This window comes from Alcanivorax sp. IL3, assembly GCF_047495465.1.
Classification (GTDB): Bacteria; Pseudomonadota; Gammaproteobacteria; order Pseudomonadales; family Alcanivoracaceae; genus Alcanivorax; species Alcanivorax jadensis.
Genome location: NZ_CP179931.1, coordinates 67,712 through 87,312 on the forward strand (window position 1 = coordinate 67,712; position 19,601 = coordinate 87,312).

Genomic DNA, 19,601 nt, shown 5'->3' on the forward strand with positions numbered 1-19,601 from the left:
ATCCATTCCGCAGAGATTCGCTTTACCAGCAAAGCCCCAACGGCACACTACCGTTCATCAAGTCAGTATCTTCCAGACACTTGCGGATCGGACCAGCAGGCTCTCAGCCCTGATAGTCACTGCAAAACCCAAGCTTCTCGCTGGCTAGATACGCACAGAACGTCTCAACGTCATCGTTGGCATAAGTATTGGAAATTAGCTCACTGGGAATCAACCCCTCATCCCAGCGGTTCGCGATGATCCTGTGGGCCTTGCCACCCTCGTCACCGGGGTAAATGTTCACCTCGGCGGCTGTCTGATGAATATAAAGATCCCGAATCGCTCTGGAACAACGAAACTGGCCAGCTTCTGAATCAGTGCTGCAGGCATAGCCCGCGTCAGAGAAAAATGTGTTCGCAACAGAGAACAGGCGCTCTGTGCTCAAAGATTCTCCGGTCTGTGGGAAAATGGTTCTTGGAGTATCGCCTGTCACATTTGTGCAGCCGACGAGCACAGCCAGAAGAAGGGGAAGTAACGCAGGCTTCATCATGTCGCGCAATTCTCTCTTTTTCACGTCGTAGCCTTAGTTAAGATATTTTCTGTCGCGGCTCAAAATTGGTACCAGTTTTTTTTGAATGTATCATTGAATGGAATGGCCGCTATTTGATGCTCATCTTGGTATACGATATTCCCTAGTCTATCAGTAGCGACCTGTTTTACTCTAACACCATGCGATTCAAGTATTTGGGAATACTGGCGCATATTCCCTGTATGCTGCGTGGCAGATGATTTAAACCAACTGATAGATCTTGGCTTAACGTGACAACCAGATTTACTGGATTGTACGTCAGGCACTTTTAGATTCTTCTTAAACCAGCTATAGAGCTCTTTCTCAAGATCACGTTCATAGCCATAAAGCGCATTGCTTTCGAGAAGAGCATCCATAGCGATAAATATCCCTCTCTCTCCCGGAGACATCATCCTTCTCATCTACTTCAAAGCGCAAATACATGACTATCTCTTACATTTAATGCCTTTCTCACCAGAGTGATCTGTCATCTGCAAGACAATCTGATAATTTCAGAGACTTGCTAGTTTGCATCTGGCTTCCAGCCTAAGTGCGCTTCAGGGTCGCACCCAAAACCAGCTGCCATAAAAAGATCTCTCCAGTCCTTTTGGGCCAGTGCCACAGCTTCTTTAAGGTGGGTGTAATCACCATCGCTTAATTTCAGCGCAGACAACCTTATCCGGTCCATTTGGTCTGGCGAGCAGCCTTCGCAGAAAGGAATATTTTCCGCACACTCGTAAATCAATTGCTCCCTAACCAGAAGAGCAATCTCTTCTGGAAACATGAGCTGGATGGCTTCTTGCACTCTCTCTGTTAGCTCTATCACTGTCGTCGCCACTCTTCCTGTACACTAACGCCGCCAACAGCGGCAGACTTGTTGTTGTGTGCAACAATGGCAAAGCCATGCACAAAAGGCGCAACGGCAAGGCTGTCCCAATGAGCGAAGCGACTAATGCTGCTTGGCCTTGTTACGCATTGAACTCAATTTTACCTTTAGTGTTAGTGGCGTATGACTCGTGTTTTAGTATTGAGGCCACATATGTTGCTATCATTCTCTTAGTAACATTCTTCTTTAACCACTCATCAAGAGTGCCCTCTTCATAGCTAGACGATTGTACTGAGCCTACTTTTAGAGTTTGACCAGAAAAATGGCTAATCAATTCTTGGTATTTCTCAGCTGTGACTTCTGATGTTTGCTTGGAATTACCGATTATAATTCTTGTGCCTTCCTTTACTGAGCCTGAATAGGAAAACTGTGATTGACCAGCCCAAGTTTTAAGCTCTTTTGGTGAGCCTTTATGTATTTGAGGTGAGGCTACCGCTTTTTTAGGGGCAATTTTAACGTGATTTCTTTGCTTTAAATAATGCGGCAAGGTAGCCGCAATAATCACTGCAACAGCTCCTATAATTGATGCGATAATCGTTGAATCCATAATTCTCTCTATTTATGCATAACGCTGCCGACACGTGCTTGTGATCTTCACCCGATAAAACGGACATATGATTATTTACTCTGCCATTCCTTCATACTCCATTGGCGAACAATGGCCAATTCCCGAGTGCAGGCGCTTCCTGTTGTAATATTGGTTTATGTATCCACTCAGAGCATAGCGTAGCTCTGAAGCACTTTGGAATGATCGACCTCTCAATAGCTCACCTTTCAATGTATGAAAGAACGACTCCATATGAGCATTATCCGTGCATTGACCAGGCCGGTTAAGGCTGTGAGAAATACCATGCCGTTTTAGGGCCGACTGATAATCAGCGCCACGGTATTCAATCCCCCGATCTGTGTGGATCATCAGTCCTGCTTCCGGTTCACGCTTGCGCAACGCACTTACCAGTGTCTTCCTTGTCGTTGCCGCTGTCCGGGATACATTAAGGCTCCACCCCACAATCCGGCGAGAATAAAGATCCATCACTGCTGACAGGTAATGCCACCGGTCCTTAACCTTAAGGTATGTGACATCTGCCACCCAGACCTTATTCATGGCCTTCGGCACACCACCATCCGGTCTCAAATTTTCCCCAGCAGCGATAAAGCGCTTCAAGCCGGGCTGACGACGGGTGACCTTTACCACTCTAGCGACCAGGCCGTTCTCACGCATCAATCTCGCCACTCGCTTTTGACCAATGGCAAAACCCTGCTTTTGAAGCGCCTTGAAAATACGAGGGCTGCCGTAACGGCCATCGTTGGCGTCATAAATTGCTTTAATTCGTTTCGCCAACTCCGCATCTTCTATATCACGCTCACATGGCTGACGCTTACACCAGTCGTAATAGCCACTACGTGACACGCCCAGCCACTCACAAAGTGCCTGCACTCCTAGCTCTTTTCCGAATCTCTGGACGAATCGATATCTAGCTGATGTTCCTCCGCAAGAAACCGTTGCCACTTTTTTAGTAGAGAGTTCTCCTGCTTCAGCCTGGCATTATCAGCCTTGAGCCGCTTTAACTCAGCCAGCTCTTTCTTCTCTTTGCTGACATCAACAACTTTCTTGCGCTTATCAGTCACGATCTTCCCTTCTCGGTATTCTTTTCGCCAACGTGACAGCATGAAAGGATGAATGTCGAGTGTTTCAGCAACAGTCTGAACCTGGATGCCATCCAGAAGGCTTAACTGAACTGCCTTGGCCTTGAATTCATCTGAATACTGCCAGGTCTTTCTTGGGTTGTTGTATCGGGGCATGGGACACCTCATCTTCTGTTAGAGATTGGTGTCCGTTAAAGCGGGTGAGGATCATTGTCGCGTGCTCGGCCTTGTTATAAGTGAATGACCCGGCTGAGCGCATCTTTAAGATTCTCCTCATAGCCATCTCTCGGTTTCACCCCCAGTTCTATTAAGTCCAGCTCATCACTTATCCAAACAAAATGGTCAAATGCTGCACCTCCCCAATCTAAAGCCAGGTACATGCTTTGGCAGGCTGTAGCGATTTGAAAGATATCCCTCTCTCCTGCCCCAAAGAGATCCAGCATTTTCTGTGCAATCAACGAACAATCCGAATCATTTATGGGAGTTAAAACTAAATCCAGCCCTTCGATTCTGTTCAAAGAGCCGTTGGTAGAGATATCAATCATCCAGTCAGGAAACTCATCATTATCTCTGATGTAGTTATCAGCCAACTGAACGAGGTCACGATTGGATATTAATCCAATCTTTTCCTGAATGATCCAATTCCTAGCTATTGCTTTCATATTTTGGACTTATAACAGCGCATTAATACGAACGATTCGACTTAATTCAATTCGACATAATTATTTATGACTTAACATATTGGCCACAAATAATTTGATATTGATTAGTGACTTACCAACAGGTTGAGAATCTATCCCAAATGACAAATCGCGAACGTTCGACATAATTCCAGTACGAGAGTGCTTTTTGGTAAAGTACTCCTCCTCTGAAAATCCACTTTATATCAGCCAGTTAGCATTTTCTGTAAGCCATATCTTACAAGCCAGGAAGGCCCATCTGTTGAGCACAGGTGTAGTCAGGGTTTGGCTACATTAGGTTCGCACCTCAAGAGGTACTCCTATAGAAACGAGAAGGCATAAAAAAACGCGGCCTGGGCCGCGTTTTTTGGTGCTGAAATCCTGAGGATTTATCGCCCGATGATATCCCGGGAGATGATTTCCTTCATGATTTCGCTGGTGCCGCCGTAGATGCGCTGGATGCGGGCATCCACGTAGTCGCGGGAGATGGGGTATTCCTGCATGTAACCGTAGCCACCGAACAGCTGCAGGCATTTGTCGGCCACCACGCCTTGCAGCTCGGTGGTGGTGAGCTTGGCGATGGAGGCGTTGGTGGCGGTGAGTTCGTTGCGATCGTATTGCTCGATGCACTGTTCGCCGTAGGCGCGGTTAACCACAACCTGGGCGTGCAGGTCTGCCAGCACGAAGCGGGTGTTCTGCAGGCTGGAGATCGGCTTGCCGAAGGCCTGGCGCTCTTTGGTGTATTCGATGGTGCGCTCGATCATGCCTTCACAAGCAGCGATGGCGCCCAGGGCCAGGATCAGGCGTTCGCGAGGCAGTTCGTTCATCAGGTTGGCAAAGCCTTTGCCTTCACCGCCAAGAATCTGGTCGGCGCCCACTTTCACATCCTCGAAGAACAGCTCGGAAGTGTCAGCGGCGTGGTGGCCCATTTTTTCCAGGTTGCGACCACGGGCGAAGCCCGGCAGCGCACAGTCCACGGTGAACAGGGTCATGCCCTTGGAGCCGGCGTTGGGGTCGGTCTTGGTGGCGAGCACGATGACGTCGCAGTGCTGGCCATTGGTGATGAAGGTTTTCTGGCCGCTGATCTTGTAGCCGTCGCCATCCTTGTCGGCACGGGTCTTCATGCCCTGCAGATCGGAACCGGCGCCAGGCTCGGTCATGCCGATGGCGCCAACGGCTTCACCGCTGACCATTTTCGGCAGCCAGGTCTGCTTCTGCTCTTCACTGCCCAGGTGCAGGATGTAGGGGGCAACGATGTCGGAGTGCACAGAGATGTTGGAGGCCAGGGCACCGTAGCCAGCGCGGGAGGCTTCTTCCACGATGACCGCTGACAAGCGGAAGTTGGCGCCGAAGCCGCCGTACTCTTCCGGTACGTCCACGCACAGCAGGCCATTCTCGCCCATCTTGTTCCACAGCCCACGGGGGAACATTTCGGCTTTTTCCCACTGGTCGTAGTGTGGAGCCACTTCGTTTTCGAGGAATTTTTTAACGTTGTCGCGGAACAGTTCGATTTCGTTTTGATCAAGCATTTCAGACAGTCCTGTTGGTCAACGGCACCGCCCCGAGGTCGGGGCCGGCAAATCTATGGCCAACATTCTAGCGGCACGGTGTGAAGGCAACATCATCCGCGAGTGACTGTCCGGTCCGCTGTATACCGTTTTCCCAGGTGCTAACGTCGCTTCCCGCCCCTGCAACGGACTTTGCCGCCGCAGGAGCGATGGGCTACGTCAGATAGGCTCGATGCTGATATCGGCCTTGAGGGAATTGGCCACGAAACAGTTGCGGTGGGCACTGGCGTGGAGCTTGTCCATCGCCGCGGCATCCGGTTCCTGGCCATCATCAAACACCACCCGCGGGCGCAGGACGATGCGGGTGATGGCCAGGCGCCCGTCGCTGCCCTTCTCCACCGTGCCGGTTGGCTGGTCGATATAGCTGAGCACCTTGTGGCCCTGTTTGGCGGCAATCGACAGGAAGGTAAGCATGTGACAACTTGCCGTGGCGGCGATTACTGCCTCATCCGGGTTAACCCGGTTGCCGCTGCCGAAGTATTCCGGTGAGGCCGAGGCCTGCACCACTTCGCCACCGGCGAAAGTCCACTCGTGTCCCCGGTTGAAGTGTTCGTAATCGAACGACGCGCCCGGCTTCAGATGCCAGGCGACCGTTGCACCGTATTCACTCATGATTCGCTCCCTCTGTTGCATCACGGTTTTCTGTTCTCCTGTTTCAACCATGATACTGCCGGGTCGCCAATGCAAGATTGTCGTGGATCAAACCTCCGGCTTCGGCGATAACAGGCAGCGCTCCACCTGATCCAGCACGCGATTGCTGTACAGCAAGGCGCAGTGACCCAGGTAAGGAACGTTGATGTTGGCTTCAGCACCATCCAGAACCGCGGTGGATACCGGCAGCACGAAGTTGTCCAGGTTGGAGTAGATGGAGAAGAAACGGGCGCCGCCCGGGCAGCTACCGCCTTCTGTCAGCTCCTGCACAAAGGGACTCTGGTAGCGCATCTGCGCCGCAGAGCCCTGGGCCGGGAACAGGCCGGCAATACGCGAGCCATAGTGGGGGCTGCCGAGGGTGATGACCCGGTCGACCTTGCCGGCCAGGCCCAGGTTTTTCAGGGCGTAGCGGGTAAGCGGCCCACCCATGGAGTGGCAGACGATATGGGCTTTTTGCGCACCGGTGGAGGCAAGGATGCGCTCCACATGGTCGTTGACCTGCTGGGCCAGTTTGCGGGCGTTAATATGCGGTGGGGTGTAGCTCACCGAATACACATTGCCCCAGCCACGCCATTTCAGTCGCCACTGCATGAACAGGAAGTTGGCGCTGTTACCGCCGTAGCCGTGCACCAGAATCACCGGGGTTTCCCCGTGGTGGCGGCTGCGCACCGGTGAGGCATCGTGAATCAGCCGCAGCGGGTAGCTGAACACCAGCACGGTAAGGCTGGCGGCTTCCTTGATGATGCCCACCACGATAGGCACCAGACGCAGCGGTTGCTCACCGGGCAGCTGCGCCTGCTCGGGAAAGCTGCGACGGTCGTAGAACCAGCACATGTAGAACAACAGGGTGATAGACACTGTCGTGAGTATCGCCAGTGCCAGAAGAAAAATGATCAGACCCATCCCGTAATTACTCCGTTGTTGTTTTTACCGACGCTAGGCCAGTGCCGGGGACCATGAAGCGCCGCTGGTATGACTGTCGGACAAGGTGTGAAGAGAATTCACAATTGGTCGCCCCCTTACCTGTTGGAGCTTTGCTCGCAAAGCGAAGTCCAAGGGTAATCTCAAACCTTCGCTTTGCGAGCAAAGCTCCAACGGCGGCTTTCTTCGGCTAGGCAAGCAGCCCCTGCTCTTGCAGCCAGGTTGTACAGTGCGCCACCGCTTCAGCCAGTTTGTCGTTCTGACCAAAGTAATAGTGGTTAGCCCCGGCCACCTCACGCAGGGTGGCTTGTCCTGATTGGAACCCGTCGAAGAGCCGGCGGGTATGGCTGGGGGTGCAGGCATTGTCTGCGGTGTTGCCAATCACCAAAGCAGGTATCCGGATTCGTCCGGCGCAGGCCGGGCCGTTGGCGCGGGAATCATCATAGCTCCACTGGCTCAGCCAGCCGCGCAGGGTGTTGAAACGGGCCAAGGCTACCGGGCCGTTGTTAACGGTTTGCGGGTCACCCAGATAACAGGTGCCGGGAGGACGCTGATTGGGGTCCTGCTGCGGGTCCAGCCAGCGCACATCGCACATGGTGCGGTGGACAATAAAACCATATTCCTCGTTGGGCAGACCCTTGGCGCGAAAGTCCGCCAACTTGCCTTTCACCCAGTCGGTGATGCGCCGGTTGCGGTCGATCTGCGCCTGGCGAAAACGGGCCACGAAGTCATCGCTATAAGGCGGCTGGTTGGGGCAGTTGGGATGGTAGATATCCAGTTGCCGGTCCCGCTGGTCCGGGTTGTTCTCATCCAGCACGGACGGGTCCAGCCATTCGGTCATGGTGATGGCCCGGGACACATGGGCAGCCAGCAGCATGATGCCATCGGCGGGGATCAGTTTCTGTGCGGTCAGATCATAGGGGTCGCCGGCCGGGGTCTGGGTGATCTGCGGGTCTTCCGCTTCCGCCTGGTAGAGCAGACTCAGGGAGCCGCCGCCGGACCAGCCCGCCAGCACCACTTTCTCAAAGCCGAGGCGCTCTTTGGCATCGCGCACGCAGGCGCCCAAATCCGCCACCACCTTTTCCATCAGCAGGGCACTGTCCGCTCCCCGGTAGCGGCTGTTGCAATAGATCACCGACAGCCCGGCCTTTGCCAGTGCCGATACCATGGGCAGGTAGGCGCCGCCGCCCACCGGGTGCATGAAGATCACCACGGTCTTGCCCGGGCCTGCGCTGGGTGAGAGCAGATGGGCCTCCAGGGCCACCAGACCCATTGGGCCAGCATAGGTATCCTTGAAACTGGATGGCTCGGTGAAGGTCACCAGATAGGGGGTACGGTCATAATGCTTGCTCATTGCGGCGCGTCCTTCTTGCTGGAGCCCTTCAGTTTTGAAAAGTCTGTCTTGCTCATGTCGATGCCGCGCAGGTCCAGGGCGGCGGCGCCAAAGGTCTGTTCTTTCAGGGCGCGGGTCTTTTCGGTCCATCCCTGGAGCACGCTGTGAGCGTTGGCGGCGTCTTCGGCCACCACGGCCTCGTAGCTGGCGTCCTTGATGGTGATTTCCAGCGGGATGCCGTTGGGGTCGAAGAAATAGATGGAATGGATGAACTCGTGGTCGATGGGCCCAAAGCAGGGGCGACCGGCCTGGTTGATGCGGCGACGCCAGTCCTTCAGTTCTTCCCGGGTATCCACTTCGAAGGCCAGGTGCAGGTCGAAGGCGCTGCGCGGGCGGAACAATTTTTCATCGGCGCCATCCGGGGCGTCGAAGAAGGCGATGAAGTTGTCGTCACCCATCTTGAAGAACAGGTGCATGTAGTCGATCTTGCGACCGGTGCCCGGCTCTTCATCGAAGACCATGGCCAGGGTCAGCGGCAGGCGCAGCACATCCTCGTAAAACCAGCGGGTCTGCTCCGCATCGCGGCAACGGTAGGCGCTGTGGTGCACATGCTTGAGCATGGCGCAATCCGGCAGGCTGCTCATGATTGGCTCCCGATTGTTGTTGTATTCGGGTGCCATTGTTGCCACAGGCTTGCCGGGAACTGAAAACCGAAACCACCAAGAACCTGTCAGTTCTGGCCACTCGCGCCGGGCCGACGACGGTGGCAAACTGTCCGCCCCTTTATTGGCAGCACGGCAACGCAAATGGCAGACCAGGCAATCATCAACGAAGTAGGCCTCCGCGACGGCCTGCAGAATCAACCGGTCACCGTGGACACGGACACCAAGGCCCGGCTGGCCCGGCTGCTGGTGGATGCCGGTATGCGCTATCTGGAACCGGTGAGCTTTGTCAGCCCCAAGGCGATTCCGCAGATGGCTGACGCCGCCGCGCTGACCCCTCTGCTGCCACAGGGTGACCATCTGCATTACACCGCCCTGATCCCCAACCTGAAGGGCTATCAGCTTGCCAAAGAAGCAGGCTACCCGACGGTGGCGCTGGTGCTGTCCACCACGGATTCCTTCAACGAACGCAACCTGCGCATGAGCCTGGAGCAGGCGGCACAGAGCTGCGAGACCATTATTGCGGCGGCTAGGGAAGACGGTATTGCCACCCGCACCTATATCTCCGGCGCCTTCGCCTGCCCCTACGACGGCCCGGTGCCGGTGAGCCTGCCTCAGCAGCTGGCCGAGCGCATGTTCGCCGCCGGCAGTAACGAGGTGGCCATTGCCGACACCATCGGCGCCGGCAACCCGCAGCAGATGAAAGCCATCATGACGCCGCTGATTCGCGACTTCGGCGCAGAACGGTTCTATGTGCACCTGCACGACACCCGTGGGCTGGCCGCCGCCATGGCCTGGGAAGCCGCGGATCTGGGGGTAAGAAAATTCGATGCCTCGGTGGGCGGCCTGGGTGGCTGCCCCTTCGCGCCGGGTGCCACCGGCAATATGGCCACGGAAGACCTGGTCTACCTGCTGGAAAGCTGTGGTCTGGATACCGGCATCAATATTGAAGGCCTGCGTGAGGCGGTGGCACTGGCCGCCGAAGCCACCCAGCGCCCGCTGGGCGGACGCATTCTCGACTGGATGGCCTCCCAGGAAAAACAGGGCAAGACGCCCTGCCTGTGGTGACAGACCCAGGCGTGCCGGGACCTGCCAGCCACCCTGGACCTTATTTCCAACCCTGCCTGCAGGCTCCTGCAACCAGAAAAATCAGGCGCCGGAGCCGGCTTGCTGCTCCGCAATAAGGTCTTCCAGCAGGGCACGATCCTGCGTTGATATGCGCCAATGGATGTCAGCCTGCTCCATCAAGCTAACCAGATCACGCAGACGGAAGGCGCCGATCTTGCCTGCCATCAGCGCGTCCACCCGGGCGGCAGACAAATCCAGCCAGCGGCAAGCATGATCCTGGTTCCAGCCCTTGTCAGTGATGCCCTGTTGCAGGTTCATCAGCAGGCGGCTGCGCAGCTCCATTTCCCTGGCCAGCCGACCATCGTCCTCCAGACGGCCCCAGCCCTGATCAAACCACTGTGTCTCCATAGCACCTCCTTCCGGTACAAGCCCGGCAGGGTCGCCGGACCCTGCCTTCAGGCTACACCGCCGAGGCGCAGAGACAACCCGGGGGCGGGCACTCAGCGCTGGCGGATCACCATGCAGGTGGCGGTAGCGTGGGCATAGAGTCTGCCGTCTTCGTCTTCGATGCGCCCTTCGCTGATCACCAGGCTGCGGCCCACGTTGATCACCCGCCCTTCCGCGCGCAGGGTCTTGTTGAACGGCAGCGGCCGACACATCTTGATGTTCAGATCGGTGGTGCCGTAACTCTCGCCAGCGGCCAGCACGGTGTGGGTGGCACAGCCAGTGACCGAGTCCAGCACCGTGGCAGCAAAGCCGCCGTGCACGCCCCCCAGGGGATTGGTGTGGCGTTCATCCGCGGTAGCGAGGAAAACCACCCGGCCCTCTTCCACCCGATCCGGTTCCATGGGCATGGTCTCGGAGATGGGTGGGCGCGGCAGTTTGCCGGCGGCGAAGGCCTGCATGATTTCCAGGCCGGTCAGAGTCGCAATGTTCATGGGAATGTCCTGTTTGCCTTAGGTAGGGGATGCCCGTCATTGTAGGTTCCTTTTTGGAACTTACAATATGATACAGGGCGTATCCCGGCGAACGGCAGGAACAGATCAGGCAAAAAAACAGAAAGGGGGATCGGAAAGGGATGGCCCCGCCATCAAGGGCTGAGACTTCACGCAGGTGGTTTCGCGAGTTACGAGAAGCGAAAGGCAAAACCGGTTTGCTCTTCGCAACTCGCAGCTAGTAGCTGATCTTCGCCCTACAACGTCACCGTCCGGAAACAGTTCCTGCCCGCCTCACGGGCGGCGGCAAGGGCGGTCTCCACCGCCTGCAGGGCAGTGTCCGTAGAGCCGTAGTCTTCCTGATCCGCGTCACAGGGCATCAGGGTAGCCACACCAAGACTCACCGTCAGGGGTACCGGCACCTCGGGCAAAGACAACACCGTCTGGCGACAATCCTCTGCCACACTCTCCGCCTGATTGAGGCCTGCTTCCGGCAGTAGCATCAGGAACTGTTTACCGGTGAAGCGACCCAGGCAGGCATGATTTCCACCCAGCTTGCCCAGCGCCTCAGACACTGCCATCAGGGCATCATCACCGGCAGCATGGCCATGCTCCTGGTTCAACTGGTCGAGATTGCCCACTTCCACCAGCACCAGCGAGAGGGGCTCACGGGTTCGCAGGCCCAGCTTCAGGTTCTGACGCAGCTGCTCCAGGATCACCGGGCGGTTACTCAGGCCGGTGAGCGCATCCTGGCGGGCCAGACCGGCCAGCTCGCGGTTGAGCTGTTCCAGTTCATCGCGCTGCTCGCGCAAGGCAAGTTCGCCGTTCACCTGGGCGGTGATGTCTTCGAGCTGGGAGAGGAAATAGCGCGGACTGCCATCACTGTTGCGCACCAGCGACACCGCCAGCAATACCCACACTTCGCGGCCATCCTTGTGGGTATAACGTTTTTTCATCCGGTAGGTGGTGGCTTCGCCACGTAACAGGCTGTCCACGTGCTCCAGATCCGTTTCCAGGTCATCCGGATGGGTGATGGCCTGGAAATCAATCTCGCGCAGCTCGCTGTCGCTGTAGCCGACAATTTGGCTTACCGCTTCGTTGACCCGCAACCAGCGCCCGTTGGGGGCAACGATGGCCATGCCGATGGCGGCGTGGCGGAACGCCCCTTCGAACAGCGCCACACTGGTTTCCATGTCTTCCACCGCCCGCACACGCTGGGTTTCCAGCCAGGAGCGCTCCAGGCCATTGCCCAGAGACAGGGCCATCAGCTCCAGGAATTCCATTTCCTCCATGCTGAAGGGCTCCGGACGGGGCCGGGTATCGCTGAAGTTCAACGTGCCTACCACGTCGCCTTGCACCCGGATGGGTGTGGCGATATAAGCCTGCAGCTTCAAGCCGGTATAGCTGGGGTGTGAGCGCATGGATTCCAGAGCGCCCACATCGAAAAGCGCCACCGAGCCCTGCTTGTCCAACACCTCGGAACAATAGGTATCGCCCAGGGCGAAATGGTCACCGGTACGGATGACGTCATTGTCCGACTGCACCGCCAGCACCTCGTAGTCCTGGCCCTGCACGCGACTGATGATGCCGACAGACAGCCCCAGCAAGCGGCAACCCACTTCCAGATATTGTCGATACAGCTCGCGGCTGTCCGCACCATCCAGTAATGACAACCGATGCAGTTCCTTCAGGCCCACCAGACGCGGGTCCGCCCCCTCTTCCATGATCCTCGATCCTTTTCCAGGCAACATTTTCGCAAACGTTAGAACCTGTTTAGAGCCTATACGCAGTCGCGCTGGAGGCAATTTTTCCGTCAGGTCGTGATTACGATTGTGCGGTGTAGTCATTCTACATAAACAATCGTTATCGCGGGCGGGCGGGCGGGCTCTTTACCTTAAAGAATGGTGTCCCGGCCCTTCAGGGTTGTGCTGAGAATGGCGTCTGACAGTACTGAAAACCGTCAAAATGACCACCGCACAAGGCGTGTACCCATGGATTCTTGCCATTTTCTGCGACAACGCGGCTGAGTACAGGCTCTAAACAAGTTCTTTTTATACGCTTGTGAGCCGCAAGTAAAAACCTTGCACAACATTTGTTATGCAGACATAAAAAGGCGCCATGCGGCGCCTTCCAGGGCCCTTGTGCTCAATGCAGTTGAAACAGGATCTGTAACAACTGGATGCCCAGCAGTACAAACAGCGGGCTCAAGTCGAAGCCACCCATAGGCGGAAGCAACTTGCGTACCGGCGCCATGATCGGCTCGGTGATCTGCACGATCACCCGCACCACCGGACTGTAGGGGTCCGGGGCCACCCAACTGAGAAGCACGCGGATCAGCACTGTCCAGAACACATAATTGAGAATCAGGCTGGCCAGTTCGCGCAGGGCATGAAGCACCAGGGCGGCACCGATACCGCTGGGGAAGCCTCCCACCTGGATGCTCAGCAGGATCACCGTCTTGAGGATGATCAACGCCACCACCAGTACCAGCGCGGCAATATCCAGCCCACCGTAGCCGGGAATAATCCGACGCAGGGGCTTGAGCAGCGGGTTGGTGGCCTTGAGCACGAACTGGGAGATGGGATTATAGAAATCCGCCCGGGCCAGCTGCAGCACAAAGCGGGTCAGTACGATGAAGATGTAGGCGCTGAAAACAAAGTCCAGCAGGAAAAACAGGGCGCCCTGGGGGTTCATGGATTACTCCGTGGTTCGCAACAGGCTAAGAGTTTGGGGCAAGGGGCGGAAATTTCAAAGGGGCAGTTGCTTGTAGGAGCGTCGCTGGCGGCGCGATAACCTGGATCATGCTGCCTCGGGCTGTTTCGAAGCACTGTAGGAGCTCCTCTTGAGGGGCGAACCGAACGTAGCTAGGCCGCATAGCTTAGCGGGCTCGCAATGGAACCCGCCAAGCGCTGATATTCCTGATCGCCCTGCGGGCGATTTCCACGATGACGCGTGGTTCGCCCCTCAAGAGGAGCTCCTACAAAAACGCTTTACCCCGCCAGCTCTTCCGACCGCTCCCGGGCCGCAGCAACGGCGGCCTGGACCTGTTCGCGGAAGCCCGCTTCCTCGAACACGTTCAGCGCGGCAGCGGTGGTGCCGCCGGGGCTGGTGACCTGCTGGCGCAGCACATCCGGGCCCGCTTCGCTGGCGATGGCCAGTTGCGCCGCGCCCCAGGCCGTCTGCAGCACCATCTGGCGGGCAGTGGCCGGGTCCAGCCCTTGCGACTTGGCGGCTTCGATCAGGGATTCCATCAACAGGAAGAAGTAGGCCGGGCCGGAGCCGGAGACGGCGGTGACCGCATCCAGTTCCTTTTCCTCGGCAAACCAGAAGGTCAGCCCCACGGAGCCGAGGATCTCCTTGGCCATGGCTTTCTGCTCATCGCTCACGCCCTCGGCGGCATACAGACCGGTGGCACCGGCCTGAACCAGCGACGGCGTGTTGGGCATGCAACGCACAATCGGGGTCTCGCCCAGCCAGCTTCGCAGGTTGGCCATGGTGACACCGGCGGCGATGGAGATCACCAGCGGCTGGCGATCGGCAATCAGGTCACGCAGATCTTCACACACGGCCTGCATCATTTGTGGTTTCACCGCTAACACCAGCACATCCACCCGGCCGGCCACGTCACGGTTCTCGGTGCTCACGTGCACACGGTGCAGCTGGGACACCTCTTCCAGACGATCCCGGGAGGGGTCGCTCATCCAGATGCGGGCGGGGCGAATTCCTTTCGCCACCATGCCGCCGGCCAGGCTGGTGGCCATGTTGCCGGCGCCGATAAATCCGATGCTTTGCTGTGCCATAACTGCGCAATCCTTGTCTTGTGTTGTAACGCGTACGATGCCCCGAGGCGCTGACGACGCGGCTCTGTTGTCGTCAGGCGGTGCGCGGACCAAACAGGGCGGTGCCCACACGAACCATGGTGGCGCCTTCTTCGATGGCCACGCCGTAATCCGCGCTCATGCCCATGGAGAGCGTATCGAGGGACGGCATTGTATTGCGCAATTGTGACAGTGTCATGGCGAGCTGTCGGAAAGCACCCCGGCTGTTGTCCCCGCTGTCCGCCCGGGGAATGGCCATCAGGCCACGCAGACGCAGGTTGGGCAGAGTGGCGATCTCGGCGGCCAGGGCAGGCACCGCCTCCAGCGCAATACCGCTCTTGCTGTCTTCGTCGTCCACATTCACCTGAATACAGACATTCAGCGGAGGCAGCTCTGCCGGGCGCTGCTCACTGAGGCGGCGAGCCACTTTCAGCCGGTCCACCGAGTGCACCCAGTCAAAGTGAGCAGCGATATCGCGGGTCTTGTTGGACTGGATGGGCCCGATGAAGTGCCACACCAGGTCGCGGCCTTGCAGTGCCGCTATCTTGTCCAGGGCTTCCTGCAGGTAGTTCTCGCCGAAATGCCGCTGCCCCTGGTCAGCCAGGCGGGCCAACTCGTCCGCTGTGCGGGTCTTACTGACCGCCAGAAGCTGCAAACTGTCGGAATCACGGCCGGATTGCTCACAAATTGCACTAATTTGCGCATTGATTTCTATCAGTGGGCTTTTGGAGTCTGTCATTATTGAACGGCTCAAGAGGTCGGGTTACTTTAGGCATGCGACGAATTTCTGAGAAAGCCAATTTCCGGCGCTCGCCATAATAACAAAAGGGGGCTTCGGGCTCCCTTTCAATACCAGACAACGCAAGTAGAAACCCATGGATATTACCGAGCTGCTCGCTTTCAGCGCCAAAAACGGCGCTTCCGACCTTCACCTGTCCGCCGGTCTGCCACCGATGATTCGTGTGGACGGCGACGTGCGCCGCATCAATCTGCCGGCCATGGAGCACAAGGAAGTCCACGCGCTGATCTACGACATCATGAACGACAAGCAGCGCAAGGATTTCGAGGAATTCTTCGAAACCGACTTTTCCTTCGAGGTGCCCGGCGTGGCCCGCTTCCGGGTCAACGCTTTCAACCACAACCGGGGTGCCGGCGCCGTATTCCGGACCATTCCCTCGAAAGTGCTTACCATGGAAGACCTGGGCATGGGCAAGGTATTCCAGAAAATCTCCGACATGCCCCGGGGCATTGTGCTGGTTACCGGGCCCACCGGTTCCGGTAAGTCCACCACCCTTGCGGCCATGGTCGACTACATCAACGATTCACGCTACGAGCACATCCTCACCATTGAGGATCCCATCGAATTCGTGCACGAATCGAAAAAATGCCTGGTCAACCAGCGGGAAGTCCACCGCGATACCCTCGGCTTTTCCGAAGCCCTGCGATCCGCACTGCGGGAAGACCCGGATATCATTCTGGTGGGCGAGCTGCGGGATCTGGAAACCATCCGCCTGGCGCTGACCGCCGCGGAAACCGGTCACCTGGTATTCGGCACCCTGCACACCACCTCCGCTGCCAAGACCATTGACCGGGTGGTGGATGTATTCCCCGCCGAAGAAAAATCCATGATCCGCTCCATGCTGTCGGAATCCCTGCAGGCGGTGGTATCCCAGACCCTGCTGAAGAAAAACGGCGGCGGCCGGGTGGCCGCCCACGAAATCATGATGGGCACACCGGCGATCCGTAACCTGATCCGCGAAGACAAGGTGGCGCAGATGTACTCGGCCATCCAGACCGGCGGTGCGCTGGGCATGCAGACCCTGGATCAGTGCCTGCAGGGTCTGGTCAATAAAGGCCTCGTGGCCCGCGATGTGGCCCGCGAAAAAGCCAAGAGCCCGGACTCAATCTAACGAGGAGAAGAACAGATGGAATTCGAAGAGCTCCTCAAACTGATGGTACAGAAAGGCGGCTCCGACCTGTTCATTACTGCCGGTGTGCCGCCCAGCATGAAGGTGAACGGCAAGATCCTGCCTGTGACCAAGAGCGCGCTGACCCCGGACATGACCCGGGACATCGTGTTCGGCGTAATGACCGAACAGCAGCGCAAGGAATTCGTGGCACACCACGAGTGCAACTTCGCCATCTCCGCCCGGGGCATCGGCCGGTTCCGGGTATCCGCTTTCTACCAGCGCAACCTGGTGGCCATGGTGCTGCGTCGTATCGAAACCAAGATCCCCAATGTGGACGACCTGCGTCTGCCGCCAGTGATCAAGGAACTGGCCATGACCAAGCGCGGCCTGGTGATCTTCGTGGGCGCCACCGGTACCGGTAAATCCACCTCGCTGGCCTCCATGATCGGCTATCGCAACAAGAACTCGAAGGGCCACATCATCACCATTGAGGACCCCATCGAATTCATCCATCAGCATCAGGGTTGTATCGTTACCCAGCGTGAAGTGGGCATTGATACCGAGTCCTTTGATGTAGCGCTGAAGAACACCCTGCGTCAAGCGCCGGACGTGATCCTGATCGGCGAGATCCGTACCCCGGAAACCATGGACAAGGCCATTGCCTTCGCCGAAACCGGTCACCTCTGCCTGGCTACCCTGCACGCCAACAACGCCAACCAGGCGCTGGACCGGATCATCCATTTCTTTCCGGCGGACCGCCACGGCCAGCTGTGGATGGACCTGTCCCTGAACCTGAAGGGCGTCGTCGCCCAGCAGCTGATCCCCACCCCGGACGGCAAGGGCCGCCGCGCCGCCATCGAGGTACTGCTGGGCACGCCGCTGGTTCAGGACCACATCCGCAAGGGCGAAGTGCACATGCTCAAGCAGCTGATGAGCAAGTCCCGGGAACAGGGCATGCAGACTTTCGACCAGGCCCTCTACGACCTCTACTCCGTTGGTGAAATCACCTACGAAGACGCCATGCTGCACGCGGACTCACCCAATGACCTGCGTCTGATGATCAAGCTGGGTAACGAGACTGATTCCTCCAGCCTGGACATCGCCACGCGGGGATTGAGTATCGAGGACACTGAGTAAAGGCAGTTAATAATTAACAGTGAATAGTTAATAGTTGCGCGGGTGAGCTCGTCAGGGACTGACGGGCCTTGCCCGCGATAACAGGGACGATTTTTACTTTACCAATGGAGGGGGGAACCCATGCAACAACAAAAAGAAACACACCTGACACCCATCGGCTATCTGCTGTGGTTTTTTGGCGGTATCTTCGGTTACCACCGTTTCTACTATGGTCGCCAGCTCACCGGCCTGCTGTGGATGCTTACCGCCGGGATCTTCTTCATCGGCTGGATCGTGGATGCCTTCCTGATTCCTGGCATGAACCGGGACGCCAATAACCAGTTCAAGTCCGGCGAGACCGATTACAGCGTGGCCTGGGTGCTGATGCTGTTTCTGGGTATCTTCGGCGCCCACCGCTTCTACATGGGCAAGATCGGCACCGGGGTACTTTACCTGCTGACGCTGGGCCTGCTGGGTTTTGGGGTAATCTATGATCTGTTCACCCTGAACGGCCAGGTCTCCGAGCGCAACGGCGAAACCGCCCAGGGCGAGCCGGTTCCTGCCTGAAGAGCGGCAAGTTTCAAGTATCAAGTTGCAACGCGGACAATATTATTGCGAACTTGAACTGACGAGGCCGCGCCCAAAGGTTGGGCGCGGCCTCTTTGCTTTTACCTTAGAAAAACCCTTTATCGCGTTGCAACTTGTCACTTGAAACTTGCAACTCAATAATGCGGCGGCGGTGCATCTTCAATGCGTGACGCAGCCATTTCCTCGGACAAATCCAATACCCGGTCCACCAGTTTGCGGCACACCTTTTCCAGCTCGTCGATCTTGCCCTGCTGGTCACTGACCACCTTGTTCAGATGCTGGACCAGGTCTTCCTGGTAGGCCAGCTTGGTTTCAATATCGACCAGCCGTTCTGCGTCGCTCATGAAGTACCCTCTTACTGTAGGAGCCATGCTTGCATGGCGAACCGCCGAAGGCGATCACCGCAAGCAGGTTCGCCATGCAAGCATAGCTCCTACAATGTGTGTCATTAACATTGGCCCCATTGTACTTGCCCGCACGCAATAATGCCGCTAAGGTTTGCCCGTCTTGGGGGAGTAGTCGCTCGGTTTTCACCCCTTGGCGGTCATCAACATAGTTGCGCCGCATGCGCATGGTGGCCGCGTCCGCGTCCTTCCGGATTGACGAGACCTGAGACATCGCTGGTATTCCGCTGGGGCGGGATTGACCGGTGGTGTCTCTGTGTCGCAATCCCGCCCCTCTGGAAACGTTCATGGAAGCCCTGTTCAGCTCTTTTCTGCTGGTTGCCCTTGGCGAAATCGGCGACAAGACCCAACTACTGTCCCTGGCCCTGATCCTCAAATTCCGTAAACCCTGGCCGATTCTGGCTGGCGTGGTGGTGGCTACCCTGCTCAACCATGGCGCCTCGGTGTGGTTTGGTGACTGGTTGGCCGGCGCCATTCCCGGAGACTGGCTGCGCTGGATTCTCGGTATCAGCTTTATCGGCCTGGGCCTGTGGATGCTGATCCCCGACGGCGATGAGAAAGTGGATGAGAACCCCCGCTTCGGCCCCTTCCTGACCGCCCTGGTGCTGTTCTTCATTGCCGAAATCGGCGACAAGACCCAGTTCGCCACCATTGCCCTGGCGGTTCAATTCAAGGATCAGTTCTGGCCGGTGCTGGGTGGCTCCACCCTGGGCATGATCGCCGCCAACCTGCCGGTCATCTGGTTGGCACATCAGTTTGGCGGCCAACGCTTTGAAATCTGGGCCCATCGCATCAGTGCCGTGCTATTTGTAGGCTTCGGGGTGTGGGCCTTGGTGTAAAACAGGCCCCACGCGACACGCATAAAGC

Annotated in this window: 23 protein-coding genes; 5 read left to right on the forward strand and 18 right to left on the reverse strand. The window is 57.2% G+C overall.

Translation table 11 applies throughout. The features are described 5' to 3' along the window. Positions 1-103: 103 nt before the first annotated feature. From ACMG4M_RS00370 to ACMG4M_RS00420, 11 genes are all read right to left on the reverse strand, one after another. Positions 104-553 carry a hypothetical protein gene (locus ACMG4M_RS00370; RefSeq protein WP_414430490.1) on the reverse strand — a complete coding sequence of 150 codons (450 nt, stop codon included), beginning with the start codon at positions 551-553 and terminating at the stop codon, positions 104-106. Between the two features lie 35 nt (positions 554-588). Beyond that, on the reverse strand, positions 589-924 hold the full coding sequence (locus ACMG4M_RS00375; RefSeq protein ID WP_414430491.1) for a hypothetical protein: 336 nt from the start codon (positions 922-924) through the stop codon (positions 589-591). Between the two features lie 146 nt (positions 925-1,070). Next, on the reverse strand, positions 1,071-1,352 hold the full coding sequence (locus tag ACMG4M_RS00380; RefSeq protein WP_414430492.1) for a hypothetical protein: 282 nt from the start codon (positions 1,350-1,352) through the stop codon (positions 1,071-1,073). Positions 1,353-1,515: 163 nt separating this feature from the next. After that, entirely contained in the window at positions 1,516-1,980 is a 465-nt protein-coding gene (locus tag ACMG4M_RS00385) for a hypothetical protein (protein WP_414430493.1), read from the reverse strand. Between the two features lie 75 nt (positions 1,981-2,055). Continuing rightward, a protein-coding gene (locus ACMG4M_RS00390; RefSeq protein ID WP_414430494.1) for an IS3 family transposase occupies positions 2,056-3,236 on the reverse strand; the annotation gives its coding sequence in 2 pieces (ribosomal slippage) (positions 2,056-2,951 and positions 2,951-3,236; 1,182 coding nt in all). A 74-nt stretch (positions 3,237-3,310) separates the two neighbouring features. Then, positions 3,311-3,742, reverse strand: coding sequence for a hypothetical protein (locus ACMG4M_RS00395; protein WP_414430495.1), 432 nt, complete (start codon positions 3,740-3,742; stop codon positions 3,311-3,313). A 407-nt stretch (positions 3,743-4,149) separates the two neighbouring features. Next, entirely contained in the window at positions 4,150-5,289 is a 1,140-nt protein-coding gene (locus ACMG4M_RS00400; protein ID WP_414430496.1) for an acyl-CoA dehydrogenase family protein, read from the reverse strand. Between the two features lie 198 nt (positions 5,290-5,487). Next, positions 5,488-5,940 carry an OsmC family protein gene (locus ACMG4M_RS00405; RefSeq protein ID WP_414430497.1) on the reverse strand — a complete coding sequence of 151 codons (453 nt, stop codon included), beginning with the start codon at positions 5,938-5,940 and terminating at the stop codon, positions 5,488-5,490. Between the two features lie 87 nt (positions 5,941-6,027). Then, positions 6,028-6,882, reverse strand: coding sequence for an esterase/lipase family protein (locus ACMG4M_RS00410; protein WP_414430498.1), 855 nt, complete (start codon positions 6,880-6,882; stop codon positions 6,028-6,030). A 208-nt stretch (positions 6,883-7,090) separates the two neighbouring features. Continuing rightward, complete coding sequence (locus ACMG4M_RS00415; RefSeq protein ID WP_414430499.1) at positions 7,091-8,254, reverse strand: alpha/beta hydrolase; 1,164 nt, start codon at positions 8,252-8,254, stop codon at positions 7,091-7,093. Next, on the reverse strand, positions 8,251-8,877 hold the full coding sequence (locus ACMG4M_RS00420; protein WP_035249763.1) for a VOC family protein: 627 nt from the start codon (positions 8,875-8,877) through the stop codon (positions 8,251-8,253). The genes ACMG4M_RS00415 and ACMG4M_RS00420 overlap by 4 nt, the downstream gene beginning before the upstream one ends. 162 nt (positions 8,878-9,039) lie before the next feature. Between ACMG4M_RS00420 and ACMG4M_RS00425 the strand changes: the two genes are divergently transcribed. Next, on the forward strand, positions 9,040-9,963 hold the full coding sequence (locus ACMG4M_RS00425; RefSeq protein WP_035249761.1) for a hydroxymethylglutaryl-CoA lyase: 924 nt from the start codon (positions 9,040-9,042) through the stop codon (positions 9,961-9,963). Positions 9,964-10,044: 81 nt separating this feature from the next. Here the strand turns inward: ACMG4M_RS00425 and ACMG4M_RS00430 are convergent, their stop codons facing one another. From ACMG4M_RS00430 to ACMG4M_RS00455, 6 genes are all read right to left on the reverse strand, one after another. Beyond that, entirely contained in the window at positions 10,045-10,371 is a 327-nt protein-coding gene (locus ACMG4M_RS00430) for an XRE family transcriptional regulator (RefSeq protein WP_414430500.1), read from the reverse strand. A gap of 92 nt (positions 10,372-10,463) precedes the next feature. Then, a complete protein-coding gene (locus ACMG4M_RS00435) occupies positions 10,464-10,901 on the reverse strand; it encodes a PaaI family thioesterase (protein ID WP_297767905.1) in 438 nt (145 codons plus the stop codon). Positions 10,902-11,155: 254 nt separating this feature from the next. Then, positions 11,156-12,622 carry a diguanylate cyclase domain-containing protein gene (locus tag ACMG4M_RS00440; RefSeq protein WP_414430501.1) on the reverse strand — a complete coding sequence of 489 codons (1,467 nt, stop codon included), beginning with the start codon at positions 12,620-12,622 and terminating at the stop codon, positions 11,156-11,158. Positions 12,623-13,043: 421 nt separating this feature from the next. After that, positions 13,044-13,592 (reverse strand): YggT family protein, encoded by a 549-nt coding sequence (locus ACMG4M_RS00445; RefSeq protein WP_272962778.1) that lies wholly within the window; start codon positions 13,590-13,592, stop codon positions 13,044-13,046. A gap of 296 nt (positions 13,593-13,888) precedes the next feature. Further along, positions 13,889-14,698, reverse strand: coding sequence for a pyrroline-5-carboxylate reductase (proC, locus tag ACMG4M_RS00450; protein ID WP_414430502.1), 810 nt, complete (start codon positions 14,696-14,698; stop codon positions 13,889-13,891). A 73-nt stretch (positions 14,699-14,771) separates the two neighbouring features. Beyond that, the gene (locus tag ACMG4M_RS00455; protein WP_414430503.1) at positions 14,772-15,455 is read right to left on the reverse strand and encodes a YggS family pyridoxal phosphate-dependent enzyme; all 684 of its coding nucleotides are present in this window, start codon (positions 15,453-15,455) and stop codon (positions 14,772-14,774) included. A 136-nt stretch (positions 15,456-15,591) separates the two neighbouring features. On the opposite strand from ACMG4M_RS00455, the gene ACMG4M_RS00460 reads away from it, so the two are divergent. The 3 genes from ACMG4M_RS00460 (at position 15,592) to ACMG4M_RS00470 (ending at position 18,309) form a co-directional block, all read left to right on the forward strand. Beyond that, on the forward strand, positions 15,592-16,626 hold the full coding sequence (locus tag ACMG4M_RS00460; protein WP_272962781.1) for a type IV pilus twitching motility protein PilT: 1,035 nt from the start codon (positions 15,592-15,594) through the stop codon (positions 16,624-16,626). Positions 16,627-16,641: 15 nt separating this feature from the next. Next, positions 16,642-17,763 carry a PilT/PilU family type 4a pilus ATPase gene (locus tag ACMG4M_RS00465; protein WP_035249738.1) on the forward strand — a complete coding sequence of 374 codons (1,122 nt, stop codon included), beginning with the start codon at positions 16,642-16,644 and terminating at the stop codon, positions 17,761-17,763. A gap of 120 nt (positions 17,764-17,883) precedes the next feature. Next, complete coding sequence (locus ACMG4M_RS00470; RefSeq protein ID WP_035249736.1) at positions 17,884-18,309, forward strand: TM2 domain-containing protein; 426 nt, start codon at positions 17,884-17,886, stop codon at positions 18,307-18,309. A gap of 155 nt (positions 18,310-18,464) precedes the next feature. On the opposite strand, the gene ACMG4M_RS00475 is transcribed toward ACMG4M_RS00470, so the two are convergent. Beyond that, on the reverse strand, positions 18,465-18,674 hold the full coding sequence (locus ACMG4M_RS00475) for a SlyX family protein (protein WP_035249734.1): 210 nt from the start codon (positions 18,672-18,674) through the stop codon (positions 18,465-18,467). A gap of 347 nt (positions 18,675-19,021) precedes the next feature. Here ACMG4M_RS00475 and ACMG4M_RS00480 point away from each other — a divergent pair, with 347 nt between their 5' ends. After that, the gene (locus ACMG4M_RS00480; RefSeq protein WP_035249732.1) at positions 19,022-19,573 is read left to right on the forward strand and encodes a TMEM165/GDT1 family protein; all 552 of its coding nucleotides are present in this window, start codon (positions 19,022-19,024) and stop codon (positions 19,571-19,573) included. The last annotated feature ends 28 nt before the right edge of the window (positions 19,574-19,601 follow it).